Annotated in this window: 9 protein-coding genes and 3 tRNA genes; 5 read left to right on the forward strand and 7 right to left on the reverse strand. The window is 67.1% G+C overall.

Annotation, left to right across the window (positions count from 1 at the left end):
* The first annotated feature begins 32 nt into the window (after window positions 1-32).
* The 4 genes from O9335_RS07055 to O9335_RS07070 all read left to right on the forward strand — a co-directional run bounded on the left by O9335_RS07055 (window position 33) and on the right by O9335_RS07070 (window position 5034).
* Window positions 33-902: an alpha/beta hydrolase gene (locus tag O9335_RS07055; protein ID WP_298385657.1), complete on the forward strand. Its 870-nt coding sequence runs from the start codon at window positions 33-35 to the stop codon at window positions 900-902.
* Window positions 899-3157, forward strand: coding sequence for an HD domain-containing protein (locus O9335_RS07060; RefSeq protein WP_298385660.1), 2259 nt, complete (start codon window positions 899-901; stop codon window positions 3155-3157). The genes O9335_RS07055 and O9335_RS07060 overlap by 4 nt, the downstream gene beginning before the upstream one ends.
* 64 nt (window positions 3158-3221) lie before the next feature.
* A tRNA-Val gene (locus O9335_RS07065) sits at window positions 3222-3298 on the forward strand.
* 362 nt (window positions 3299-3660) lie between these two features.
* Window positions 3661-5034, forward strand: coding sequence for a Fic family protein (locus O9335_RS07070; RefSeq protein WP_298385662.1), 1374 nt, complete (start codon window positions 3661-3663; stop codon window positions 5032-5034).
* Between the two features lie 282 nt (window positions 5035-5316).
* On the opposite strand, the gene rocF is transcribed toward O9335_RS07070, so the two are convergent.
* The 5 genes from rocF to O9335_RS07095 all read right to left on the reverse strand — a co-directional run bounded on the left by rocF (window position 5317) and on the right by O9335_RS07095 (window position 10695).
* On the reverse strand, window positions 5317-6246 hold the full coding sequence (gene rocF, locus O9335_RS07075) for an arginase (RefSeq protein ID WP_298385666.1): 930 nt from the start codon (window positions 6244-6246) through the stop codon (window positions 5317-5319).
* A 27-nt stretch (window positions 6247-6273) separates the two neighbouring features.
* Window positions 6274-7158 (reverse strand): LOG family protein, encoded by an 885-nt coding sequence (locus tag O9335_RS07080; protein WP_298385669.1) that lies wholly within the window; start codon window positions 7156-7158, stop codon window positions 6274-6276.
* 57 nt (window positions 7159-7215) lie between these two features.
* Window positions 7216-7962 (reverse strand): HesA/MoeB/ThiF family protein, encoded by a 747-nt coding sequence (locus O9335_RS07085; RefSeq protein WP_298385672.1) that lies wholly within the window; start codon window positions 7960-7962, stop codon window positions 7216-7218.
* A gap of 88 nt (window positions 7963-8050) precedes the next feature.
* The gene (locus O9335_RS07090; protein WP_298385675.1) at window positions 8051-9517 is read right to left on the reverse strand and encodes a S41 family peptidase; all 1467 of its coding nucleotides are present in this window, start codon (window positions 9515-9517) and stop codon (window positions 8051-8053) included.
* A 92-nt stretch (window positions 9518-9609) separates the two neighbouring features.
* Window positions 9610-10695 carry an ABC transporter ATP-binding protein gene (locus tag O9335_RS07095; protein WP_298385679.1) on the reverse strand — a complete coding sequence of 362 codons (1086 nt, stop codon included), beginning with the start codon at window positions 10693-10695 and terminating at the stop codon, window positions 9610-9612.
* 63 nt (window positions 10696-10758) lie between these two features.
* Between O9335_RS07095 and O9335_RS07100 the strand changes: the two genes are divergently transcribed.
* Entirely contained in the window at window positions 10759-12363 is a 1605-nt protein-coding gene (locus O9335_RS07100; protein ID WP_298385682.1) for an iron ABC transporter permease, read from the forward strand.
* A gap of 40 nt (window positions 12364-12403) precedes the next feature.
* Here the strand turns inward: O9335_RS07100 and O9335_RS07105 are convergent.
* Both O9335_RS07105 and O9335_RS07110 read right to left on the reverse strand, forming a co-directional pair.
* Window positions 12404-12478: transfer RNA gene (locus tag O9335_RS07105), tRNA-Arg, on the reverse strand.
* Between the two features lie 55 nt (window positions 12479-12533).
* Window positions 12534-12609, reverse strand: a tRNA-Thr gene (locus O9335_RS07110).
* Between the last annotated feature and the right edge of the window lie 375 nt (window positions 12610-12984).

Here is a 12984-nt window from a genome sequence, read left to right on the forward strand (position 1 = left end):
CCCGTATCCTGCGATGCGTCGAAGGATAGCCAATGACCGAGTCGCGCCTGCACCACGTCCACGCCCTCAGCCCCAGCGGCTTGCATCGCGTCGCCTACCGGGAGTGGGGCGATGCAGGCAACCCGCGCGTGCTGGTCTGCGTGCATGGCCTGACGCGGCAAGGGCGCGACTTCGAGCCACTGGCGCTGCGTTTGCGCAGCCACTACCGGGTGGTGGCGCCCGACATCGTGGGGCGTGGCGACAGCGACTGGCTGCCCGACCCCGCAGGCTACGCCCTGCCCCAGTACGTGGCCGACATGGTGGTGCTGCTGGCGCGACTCAACGTGCCCGAGGTCGACTGGGTGGGCACCTCGATGGGCGGCCTCATCGGCTTGGCCTTGGCCTCGCTGCCCCACAGCCCCGTGCGGCGCTTGGTGCTGAACGACGTCGGCCCCAGTTTGGAGTGGGCGGCGCTGAGTCGCCTCGGCAGCCAGGTTGGACAGGCCATGCACTTTGCCGACGAGGCGCAAGCCGCCCGGGCCTTGCGCGAGGTTTCGATGGGCTTTGGCGATTTCACCGACGCCGAGTGGTTGGCCTTCAACCGCCCCATGCTTCGCCCTGCCGAGGGCGGCGGGGTGCGTTTGCACCACGACCCGGCCATCGCCCACAACTTGCAAGCGCTCACCCCCGCCATCGCGGCGGCGGGCGAGGTGCAGTTGTGGGACGCCTACGACCGCCTCAGGCGCCCCACGCTGCTGCTGCGCGGGGCCAACTCCGACCTCATCACCGCCGAAACCGCGCAGGCCATGGCGGCTCGCGGCCCCAAGGCCCGGGTGGTGACGCTGCCAGGGGTGGGGCACGCCTCCATGCTCGACCGCGAAGCCCAGTGGACGCCTCTGGAAGGCTTCTTGTTCGCCCCATGAAGACCGCGCCCGCCGACCCGCAGCGCGCCACCATCGTCGAGCTGCTGGAAGACCTGGACCAAGACGCCGCCTTGCCGCCGCGCCTGCCGGCACCCGAGCGCGCCGCGTCCAGCCCCCTGAGCGTTCTCGAACGCGCTCGCGCCTTCGCCGAGCCCTTGCTCGCGCCTCAGACCTTGGGCAGCGGCGAAAACGCCCTGGACCATGCCGACGGCTTGGCGGCCATCTTGGCAGGCATTGGCGCCGCGCCGGGCATCCAAGCCGCCTGCTACCTCGTCTATGCCGGCGAGTACCTGGCCCAACCGGAAGACACCATCGCCAAGGCCTTCGGCGAGGGCTACGCCGGCTTGGTGGAGAACACCCGCAAGCTGGTGCGCCTGCAACGCACCGCGCGCGACGCCGTGCTGGAGGAGGAAGCCGCGAAAGACCAAGTCGAGCGCGTGCGCAAGATGCTGCTGGCCTTCTCGAAAGACCTGCGCGTGGTGCTGCTGCGCCTGGCCTCGCGCCTGCAAACCCTGCGCTGGTATGCCGCCACCCGCACGCCCGTTCCCACGGGTTTGGCCCTGGAGTCTCGCCAGGTGTTCGCGCCGCTGGCCAACCGGCTGGGCATCTGGCAGGTCAAGTGGGAGCTGGAGGACCTGGCGTTTCGCTTCCTGGAGCCCGAGCGATACCGCGACCTGGCTCGCGCGCTGCACGAAAAGCGCTTGGAGCGCGAACTGCGCGTGCACCAGGCCCGCGCCGCGCTGACGGCCGAGTTGCAGCGACTGGGCTTGGACGGCGAGGTGCAGGGGCGACCCAAGCACCTCTACAGCATCTGGAAAAAGATGCAGGGAAAGGGCCTGACGCTCGAACGCGTGTTCGACCTCAAGGCCCTGCGCGTCATCGTGCCCACCGTGGACGACTGCTACACCGTGCTGGCGCGCCTGCACGAGCTGTACGAGCCCGTGCCCGGAGAGTTCGACGACTACATCGCCCGTCCCAAGCCCAACGGCTACCAGAGCTTGCACACCGTGGTGCGCAGCGCTGACGGCCAAACCATGGAGGTGCAGATCCGCACCCGCGCCATGCACGAGCACGCCGAGCACGGCGTGGCTGCGCACTGGGCCTACAAGGAGGCCGGCGCCAAGGGCTACGCCGGCACCAGCCAGGCCCAAGATGCGCAGGTCAGCGAGGCGCGCAAGGCCGTGCTGCGCCAGCTGCTGGCCTGGGAGCGCGACCTCAGCGAGGCTGCGCCCACGACCACCGACGAAGGCCGCCTCTTCGTGTTCACCCCGCAGGCCAACGTCATCGAGTTGTGCGCCCGGGCCACGCCGGTGGATTTCGCCTACGCGCTGCACACCGAACTGGGTCATCGCTGCCGCGGGGCCAAGGTCGATGGCGTGCTCGTGAGCCTGAACACCCCGCTGCAGTCCGGCCAAACGGTCGAAATCACCGGTGGCAAGGAAGGGGGGCCCTCGCTCGACTGGCTCAACCCCGAACTCGGCTACCTGCAAAGCCCACGCTCCCGTGCCAAGGTGCGCGCCTGGTTCAACGCCCAAGCCGCCGAGGCCACCATCGCTCGCGGCCGCGAGGCCGTCGAAAAACTGCTGGCCCGTGAAGGGCGCACAGCGCTCAAGCTGGACGACCTGGCCCACCAACTCGGTTTCAAGACCGCCGATGCGCTGTTCGAGGTCGTCGGCAAAGACGAGTTTTCGCTCAAGCCCATCGAGCAACTGCTGCGCCCCGCCGCCCCGGATTCAGCGCCCAACGACGACGCCGACGCCACCCGGCAGCATGTGCGACCCGCCACGCAGGGGCCACGAGGTGGCGTGCTCGTGGTGGGCGTCGATTCCCTGCTGACCAGCCTGGGCCGGTGCTGCCGTCCCGCCCCGCCCGATGCCATCCGCGGCTACGTCACCCGAGGCCGCGGCGTGGCCATCCACCGCAGCGATTGCGCCAACCTGCGCGACATGCTGCGGCGCAACCCGGAGCGCGAGATCGACGTCACGTGGGGTGCCACCACGGGCAGCCTGTTCCCGGTGGACCTCAGCGTGGAAGCACGCGACCGACCCGGCGTGCTGCGCGACGTGCTCGAAGTCTTTGCCAAGTTGCGCCTGCGCGTCAGCGAGGCCAAGACCCAAGCGCGCCCCGTGCGCGGCGGCCCGAGCGACACGCAATGGATGCTGTTCACCGTGGAAGTGCCCGACAGCGACACCCTGGCCGCTGCACTGCGCGCGGTCGCGCAAGTCGAGGGCGTGCGCGCGGCTCGCCGGCGCTGAATTTCACGCTATACTGCCGGGCTTCGTGGCGCCGAGCGATCGGCAGAGTCCTCGAAGAGACCCCAGGCGCGTAGCTCAGCTGGTTAGAGCACCACCTTGACATGGTGGGGGTCGTTGGTTCGAGTCCAATCGCGCCTACCAATTCGAAAGCCCCGTAAGTTTTTGAACTTACGGGGCTTTTTTATTCTGACTGGGGGCTTGATCCCGCTAGTCGGTCCATTGGTACGAAAAAAGTCTGCGAAACCAGGGATTGGTCTTGTTCCTTGCCCCAAATTGGTGGCGCCGACAAAAAAGCTCAATGATTTTGCTCTTTCTGGTAAAAATTCCAGAGCCCTGAGGATTTCTCTCGGCGCAAACCTCCCACTGACATGAGCGACATCGGCTACGCCTGGATTCAGACCGCGCTTGGGGCTCCGGATTTCCTGGGTGGCAAACGCGCACGCCTGGCCGCCAGCAGCCGAATTGAGCGCTTGCCCGATGGGGCCCTGCTGGTGCCGCACAAGTTGGCCCCGGAACCCACGCTGCTGCACCACGCCCTGTTTGCGCTGAAGCACGAAGGCGTGCGCCTGGACTTGCTGGCCGGTGCGTTGCGGCGCCTGCCGGCTGATGATCTGGCAGCCTGGGTGCAAGCTACGCCGAATAGCGTGTACGGGCGCAAACTGGGTCACTTGTGGGAGCGCTGGCATCGCCAGCAACTACCTGGCCTGATCGAGGTGGGCGTCGCCTCTGGCTATGCCCCGCTGTTTGACCCCGAGCAGTACTTTGTCGGACCGGCGCAGCGAGATTCCCGTTGGCGCATCGAGTTCAACGGCCTGGGCGATCTTGATTTTTGCCCGGTGGTGCGCAAGACACCGGCGCTCCTGGCGCGAACGCAGAAGGACATCCTCGGTCAGGCAAAAGCCTTTGCGGACGAGGTGGGCCCCGCCCTGCTGGAGCGGGCGATGAACTGGGCCTACCTCAGCGAGACCGAGGGCTCTTTCGCCATCGAGGGCGAGGCGCCCACGCAGGGCAAGGCGAACTTGTTCGCCGCTCTGCTGCGCCGCGCGCACGAGCAGCGGCGGTTGACCGAAGAGCTGCTGGTGGAGTTGCAGAACGCCGCCATCTCCAACCCATTCGACAAGGCGGTGCAGTTCCGCACCGAGCAGAACCGTCTGCAAAGGGACGTGCCCGGTGCTGCCGGTGTGACCTATGTGCCGCCGGCGCCGGAGTTGGCGATGGAGCTGATGAGTGCCCTGATGCGACTGGCCAACCAGCGCCCGGCCGCGCTCGACGCGCTGGTGCACGCCGCCGTGGTGTCTTTCGCCTTCGTGTTCATCCATCCCTTCATGGATGGGAACGGACGCTTGTCGCGCTTCCTGATCCACCACTGCCTGGGGCAGTCTGGTCTGCTGCCGCCGCAGTTCCTGCTACCGATCTCGGTGGCGATGAAGAAGCACGAGGCCGATTACCTGAAGGCCCTGACCTCCTTCAGCAGGCCGGCTCGCCAGCTCTGCCGGGTGATGTGGGCCGGCGACGAGAACTACAGCTATGACTGGGCCGAGGGCGCCGATACCTGGTTCCGATACATTGACCTCACCGAGGCCGCGAGCTTCACGCTGGACATGGCAGAGGCCTCGCTGACTTCGCACATGCGCCACGAGGTGGAGTTCCTGAACCTGTTCGATCGCGTGCAGCGGCACATCGATGCACGACACGATCTGCGCGGCAGTGATCTAGCGACGCTGATCGTTACGGTCTTTCAGAATGGTGGAAGCCTGTCGAACAACCGGCGCAAGCGCTATGCGGAGCGCGTGCCTGCCCATGTGTTGGATGCCATTGAGCGGGCCGTCAGCAGGGCGATGCAGGGACATGCCCTGAGCGACGACAACGAAGACTGATGCCGCATGCGGCCGCCCCGAGGCTGGTTCGTTGCTGGCTGGCATCTCACCAGGGCCTGCTTGCCGATGCGGGTGCGCGGTCGTTGGTAGTTGGGGCAAGTTCACCCGAGCTGGTGAACGGAATGAGGCCACCTGCTGCTTGAGGCCACCTCTATGGAGATCGCGACTGGCTTCCCCTGAATTGCGCTGCCGAGGAGGTTCGAGTCCAATCGCGCCTACCCATTCGAAAGCCCCGTAAGTTGTTGAACTTACGGGGCTTTTTCTTGGGTCTCGCGTGTCAGCTCACTTGCGCATCAAGGTGCTCTTGCCGAACAGCGACTCGATCAAGTCCACCGCCAGCAGTGCCGTGCGGTTCTTTTCGTCCAGCGCGGGGTTGAGCTCCATCACGTCCAGGCTGGCCAGGCGGCCGGTGTCGGCGATCATTTCCATGCACAGCTGGGCCTCGCGGTAGCTGGGGCCGCCGGGCACGGTGGTCCCCACGCCCGGGGCGATGGCGGGGTCGAGGAAGTCGACGTCGAAGCTGACGTGAAGGTGCGTGTTGGCGTCCAGCGTGGCCAGGGCCAGCTCCATGGTGTGCTTCATGCCCATCTCGTCGATGTAGCGCATGTCGAACACCTCCAGCTCTTGCTCGTGCACAAAGCGCTTTTCGCCTTGGTCCACGCTGCGGATGCCGATCTGGCGCACCCACTTGGGGCTGATGGCGGGCTGCTGCGCGCTGAAGCCGCCGACCTGCACCAGGTCGGGCGCGCCGAAGCCACACAGCGTGGCCACGGGCATGCCGTGGATGTTGCCGCTGGGGGTGAGGGCGCTGGTGTTGAAGTCGGCGTGGGCGTCGAGCCAGAGGATGCGCAGCTTCTTGCCAGCCTCGCGGCAGTGGCGGGCCACGGCGCTGATGGAGCCGATGGCCAAGCAGTGGTCGCCGCCCAGCAGGATGGGCATGCGCTGGTCCCGCAGCACGCCCAGCACGCCGTCGTGCACCGCACGGTTCCAGGCGACGACCTCGGGAAGGTGGCGGTAGCCTTCGACCGGGGCTTGCCAGGGGTTGCGAGGGCCGGCGAGATCGCCCCGATCTTCGACGTCCACCCCGTGTGCTTGCAGGGCATCGGCCAGGCCGGCCACGCGCATGGCTTCGGGGCCCATGGAGGCGCCGCGGGCGCCAGCGCCGATGTCGGTCGGCGCACCGACGAGAGAAACGTGTCGAAGTTGGGTCATGGTGCAGGGGCTTTCAGCGGGGGAGGCTCACACCGCGCATTGGGCGGCGGTCTTGAGGTCGTACTCGTGGTCGAGGATTTCCCAGGCTTCTTCAGCCGTTTCGACGAAGCGGAACAGTTGCTCGTCGCCCGGGCTGATCATGCCGGTCTCGATCAGGTAGTCGAAGTCGATCAGGCGCGTCCAGAACTCGCGGCCGAACATCAGGATGGGGCGTCGGCGGCACTTGCCGGTCTGGATGAGGGTGAGCGACTCGAACAACTCGTCCAGCGTGCCGAATCCACCGGGGAAACAGGCCAGCGCCACCGAGCGCATGAGGAAGTGGAACTTCCGCATGGCGAAGTAGTGGAAGCGGAAGCACAAGTCCGGCGTGATGTAGGGGTTGGGGTGCTGCTCGTGGGGCAGCACGATGTTCAGACCGATGCTCTTGCCTTGGGCCTCGAAGGCTCCGCGGTTGCCGGCCTCCATGATGCCGGGGCCGCCACCGGTGACGACGTAGATGGGCGAGCCGCAGCGCTGGGTCTCGCGGGTGACGATTTCGGCCAAGCGGCGCGCTTCTTCGTAATAGGCGCTCATGGCGAGTTGCGTGCGGGCGCGTTGTTCACGGGCGGCGTCGCCACTGGCGGCGGCGGCACTGAGCTCGGCCTGGGCTTTGCTCGGGTCGGGGATGCGGGCGCTGCCAAAGATGACCAAGGTGGATTCGATGCCCGCCTCTTGTTGCAGCAACTCCGGCTTGAGGAGTTCCAACTGCATGCGCACGGGCCGAAGCTCTTCGCGCACCAGGAAGTCGTCGTCGGCGAAGGCGAGCCGGTAGCTCGGGGCTTGGTCCACCACCCCGAGCGGGGGCGGTGGGCGGCGAAGGTCTTCCTCTGCCGTTGGAAAATTTCTCGTTCTGAGGTCTCGCTTCGGTGACATCGTTGACTCCGGGTATTTTTGGGAGCTGTTGGTAAGGATATCGACTGTTGGACGAAATTAATGTTCGTTTGAGCAGACCTCGCAGTCGTGCCGGCGCTGGACCCGCACGGTGTCGGTCTGAGCCTGTTGGGCGTCCCACATCCACAAGCGCCCGGCCAGGGTGGGCAAGCCAGCCAAACCTTTGAGCGCCTCGCCAGCCTGCAGCATGCCAACCAAGCCGACCAGGGGGGCAAACACTCCCAAGGTGCTGCAGGGGGTGTCCTGCACGGGCGCCTGAGGGGGGAACAAGCAGGCGTAGCAGGGCCCGTCGCGCCCCGGCCACCAGACCGAGGCTTGGGCGTGCCACGACACGCCAGCGGCCCACACCAGGGGCTTGCCGGCGGTCACGCAGGCGGCGTTCACCGCCTGTCGGGTGGCGTAGTTGTCGCTGCAGTCCAGCACCACGTCGGCCGCGGCCACGCGGGCGGGCAGGTTGAGGGGGTCGGCGCGCTGCGCCACGGCGACGACGTCGGTGCCCGGGTTGAGCGCCTGCAGGGCGCACCGAGCGGACTCCACCTTGGCTTGGCCCACCCGCGCGGTCGTGTGGATGACTTGGCGCTGCAGGTTGCTGAGGTCCACGGTGTCGGCGTCCATGACGGTGATGCGCCCGACGCCAGCGGCGGCGAGCGACAGCAAGGCGCTGGAGCCCAGGCCGCCGGCCCCGATGACCAGGGCGTGGCTGGCCAGCCAGCGTTGCTGGCCCTCGATGCCAATGCCTTCCAGCAGCACGTGGCGGGCGTAGCGCTGCAACTGCTCGTCGTTCATGCGGGCGTTTCGGGGGGATTCACGGGCGCTCAGATGGACGTCAGGGCGCCTTGTGGCGCCCTGACAGGGGTGGAATGGGTGTGGGCGCTCAGGGCTTGGGCACGTCGGCCTGGGCCTTGCGTTCGGTGATGGCTTTGGACACCACCACCGTCTTGCCTTGCAATTGGTTCAGGGCTTGCTGCAGCGGCCAGTCCTCGGGCGATCCGAACTCAGGCAGGGGCTTGAAGGGCTCGTTGCGCTTGGCGCGCAATTCTTCCAGGCGCTTGCGCTCGGCTTCACGGGCCTTGGCCGCTTCTTCCTCGGCGGCTTTGTCACCGTTGGCAAGGTGGCGGTCCAGGTCGGCCTCGCGGGTGTAGAACGCGGCAAACACGTTGCCTTCGGCGGTTTCGTCCAGCGGCACGTCCGGCACGATGCCCTGGGCCTGAATGCTGCGGTCGTTGGGCGTGAAGTAGCGCGCCGTGGTGAGCTTGATGGCCGCCCCCGGGCACTCATCCAGCCGCACGCTGCCGGCCAGGCAGCGCACGGTTTGCACCGACCCTTTGCCAAAGGTTTGACCCCCCATGACCGTGGCGCGCTTGTGGTCTTGCAAGGCGCCAGCCACGATCTCGCTGGCGGACGCCGAGCCTTCGTTGACCAGCACCACCAGGGGCAGGGACTTCAGCGCGGCTGGCAACTTCTTGATGACGTCTTGCTGGCCAGGGCGCAGGTAGTGCTGGGGCACGGCGCGGTAGGTGAAGCGTGCCGCTTCCACTTGGCCTTTGGTGGAGGTCACCTCCACGCCGGCCGGCAGGAAGGCCGACGAGATGGCGATCGCCCCCTCCAGGTTGCCGCCAGGGTCGTTGCGAAGGTCCAGCACCAAGCCCTTGAGCTTGGGGTCTTGCTTGAACAGCTCCTCCACCTTGCGGGCGAAGTCGTCCACGGTACGGTCTTGGAACTGCGACACGCGCACCCAGCCGTAGCCCGGCTCGACGATCTTGGCGCGGACCGACTGCGTGCGAATCTCTTCGCGGACGATGGTGACGGGGAAGGTGCGGTTCTCGCTGCGGCGCCAGATGTTCAGCACCACCTTGGTGTTGGGCTCACCCCGCATGCGCTTGACGGCCTGGTCCATCGTCAGGCCTCGGACGTTGGTTTCGTCGATGCGGGTGATGAGGTCGTTGGCGCGCAGGCCGGCACGGAATGCAGGCGACCCTTCGATGGGGGAGACGACGCGCACCAGCCCGTCTTCCATGCCGATTTCAATCCCCACGCCGACGAACTTGCCGGAGGTGCCTTCGCGGAACTCGCCGAAGGTCTTCTTGTCGAAGTACTGCGAGTGCGGGTCCAGACCGCTGACCATGCCGGCGATGGCGTCGTTGATCAGCTTCTTGTCGTCCACGGGGTCGACGTAATTGGCGCGCACCAAGCCGTACACCTGGGCGAGTTGCTGCAGTTCTTCCAGCGGCAAGCCCACGTTGGGTGTGGAGCGTGCAGTGGCACTGAACTGCATGGACGCCAGGGCGCCGGCAATGGCCCCCACCGTGATCCAACCTGCGACCTTCAACGTTGCGCCCATGGTGCGCCTCTACTTCCAAGAAACCGATCGGCTCAGTATAGGCAGGGGGGGATGGCCCTGCAGCATGAGGAAAGGCCCGGAATGCCCCTGGATTACACGGCCGATGCGGGCGCGAAGGTGACGACGTGGTCCACCTGGGCGCGCACGCCGATCCACTCCCCAACATGGTGGTCGTGGTGCGAGGGCACCGAGGCCACGAGCTGGGTGCCATCCGGCAGGCGCAAGGTGTAGAGGAACTCGGCCCCGCGGAACACCTTGCGCTCGATGCAGGCCTGGACGGGGGCATGGTCGTCGTGAACCACGTCGTCGGCGCGCAGCAGCACCTCGCAGCGGCCTTCCGGGTAGGCGCCGGGCAGTGGGCATTCCGTCGTGTCTCGCAGCACCCCCAGGGGCGTGCGCAGTTGAGGGCCCTCAGGACCCGCCTCCAGCGTTGCAGGGGCGAACACGCCATGACCGATGAACCGAGCCACGAAGCGCGTGGCTGGCCGGTGGTAGACGGTGTAGGCCTCGTCCCACTGGACGAGCCGGCCTTGGTGCATCACGCCCACACGGTCGCCAATGGCAAAGGCCTCGGCTTGGTCGTGGGTGACGAACAGGGCGGTGCTGCCCTCGGCCTTGAGGATGGCGCGAAGTTCCTGCGACAACTCTTCGCGCAGGTCCACGTCCAAGCTGGAAAACGGCTCGTCCAGCAGCAGCAGGGCGGGCGCGGGCGCCAGGGCGCGGGCCAGGGCCACCCGCTGTTGCTGGCCCCCGCTGAGTTGGTGCGGCATGCGTTTTCCCAGGGCCTCCAGGCCGACGAGGGACAGCATCTGCTCCACGCGCTGCGCCTGATCGGTGGCGCCCAGATTCGCCAACCCAAACGCCACGTTGGCACGCACGGAAAGATGGGGAAACAGCGCAAAGTCCTGGAACACCATGCCAACCCGACGCGCTTCTGGCGCACGATGCACGCCGGTTTCGGCATCGGCGACGGGCTCCCCCGCGACCCGGATGCGCCCAGCGCTGATGCGCTCCAGTCCGGCGATGGCGCGCAGCAGGGAAGTCTTGCCGCAGCCGGAGGGCCCGATCAGCACGCCGATGTCCCCTTTCGCCAGGCTCAGCGACGCCTCTCGAACGGCGTCCACCGAGGAGCCGCGCTGCCGGTACCGGAGTCCAACTTGGTCGAGCGAAAGAAGCATCGGCCTATGATAGCGGCGGTGCAAATGCACCTCGTTCTCATTCACTAAAGGCGTTGGCCGGCGATGGGCCTGTTGCTGTTGCTCGTTCTGGTCGTGCTGCTGGCCTTGCCCGTGTTGACGGTCTTGGGGTCTTGGCTGACGCTGGACGCCGACGCCTGGGCGCAGTGGACGCACCTGGCCGACACCGTGCTCCCGGGCTATGCCGCCGAGTCGGCGTGGTTGGCGCTGGGCGTGGCCGTGGGCAGCGCTTGCGTGGGCGGCGGTGCGGCGGCCTTGGTCAGCCTGTTCGAGTTCCGGGGCCGGCGCCTGCTGGACTTCGCGCTGCTCTTGCCCATGGCCATGCCCGCCTACGTGGCGGCCTACGCCTACACGGACGCGTTGCAGTTCAGTGGGCCGCTGCAAACCGGCCTGCGCGACGCCCTGGGCCTGCAGGGCCGACTATGGGGGGAGGTGCGCAGCCTGCCCGGCGCGGTGTTGGTCTTTGTGCTCTGCCTCTACCCTTACGTGTACCTGCTCACGCGCACGGCGCTGGCCGAGCGCGCCGCGACCTTGCTCGAGGCGGCTCAACTGCTGGGGGCCTCCCTGGCCCGGCGCGTGTGGGTCGTGGCCTTGCCGATGGCGCGACCCGCGCTGGCGGCGGGCGTGCTGCTGGTGCTGATGGAGACGCTGGCCGACTACGGCGTGGGCAGCTACTTCGGCCTGAACACCATGACCACCGGGGTCTACAAAGCGTGGTTGGTGAACGGCGACCGACAAGCGGCAGCGCAGATCGCCTCGTTGCTGCTGGCGGCGGTGCTGCTGGCCATGGCCTTGGAGCGACACGCGCAGTCGCGCATGCGGTTTGCTTCGGCGCGCCAGTCGGCGGCCGGTGCTGCGCCCCGGGTGCCCTTGCGCGGTTGGCGGGCAGGGTTGGCGCTGGCGCTGTGCAGCCTTCCCGTGGTGTTGGGCTTTGTGCTGCCCCTGTTGTGGCTGGCGTGGTTGGCTTGGCGCGAATGGCAGGCCAGTGGGCTGGATTGGGGCCCGCGCTTTTGGGCATGGACGGGGGCGAGCCTGAAGCTGGCCGGGGGCGCCGCGCTCATCACCGTGACCTTGGCCTTGGCTTTGGCCGCCTTGCAGCGCTTCGAACAACACGGCCTGCGAGCCTGGATGGCGCGCGTTGCGACGCGTTTGCTGGGCCTCGGTTATGCGGTGCCTGGCGCGGTCATCGCGGTGGGTCTGTTGTTGCCCATGGGCTGGTTGCAAGCCGTGTGGCCCGGGGCCACGTTGGCGTTCACGGGCACGGTGTTGGGCCTGATGGTGGCTTATACGGTGCGCTTTGGCGGCGTGGCCTTGCAGAGCGTGGAAGCCGGCTACTCGCGCATCCCGCTCACCCTGGACGACAGCGCGCGCCTGATGGGCGCTTCTCGCGGCCGGTTGGTGGCGCGGCTGCACCTGCCTTTGCTGCGCCGCACCAGTTTGGCTGCGGCGTTGCTGGTGTTCGTGGATGTGATGAAGGAGTTGCCCGCCACGCTGCTTCTGCGCCCGTTCAACCACGACACCCTGGCGGTGATGGCCTACCAGTTGGCCCGCGACGAGCGTTTGAGCGAGGCCGCCTTGCCGTCCGTGGCGATCGCGGTCGCTGGCTTGTTGCCGGTGGGGCTGCTGTGGCGTGCCATGCGGCTGCGCTGAGCGCGCCGGCCGCGCGGCCCGTCGTCGCCCTTTGCGTTGTTGGCCCCGCCAGCAGGAATCGAACCTGCATCTGACCCTTAGGAGGGGTCCGTTCTATCCATTGAACTATGGCGAGCGGCCGCGCAAAAACACAAAAGCCCGGCAAGGCCGGGCTGGTGTGGGTCTTCTGGTGGTGCCGGTGAGAGGAGTCGAACCCCCGACCTTCGCATTACGAATGCGCTGCTCTACCAACTGAGCTACACCGGCGCCGACGAAGCCCAACATTCTAGCGCTCAATTTTTCGAGCGCCGAACTTGCCCTCGGTTGGGCCTGGGCTTTGTGCGACGACGCCACAGGCTTCGGGGGGTGCACCAGGGGTGGGCGGGCCAACAAGTTCGGCAATGTGCGAATAGTGACCGCTTTTGGGGCAAACACTTGGACGAGAGTGGCTCTAGGTGCGGCAACCTACGGCCCAACCCCGCCCCATCAGACAGGGGCCATCAGGAGACACCATGCTGCGTTGGATCGCCTTTGTGCTGTTCGGTTGTTTGCTTTGGGGCTCGGCCCTGGCTCAACCCCGTTGTGACGCCTGCGACAAGCCTGTCACCAGTTTGCAAGAGCCGGTCAAGCTGGCCGGAACTT

The organism is Inhella sp. (genome assembly GCF_027532025.1).
Taxonomy (GTDB): domain Bacteria; phylum Pseudomonadota; class Gammaproteobacteria; order Burkholderiales; family Burkholderiaceae_C; genus Inhella.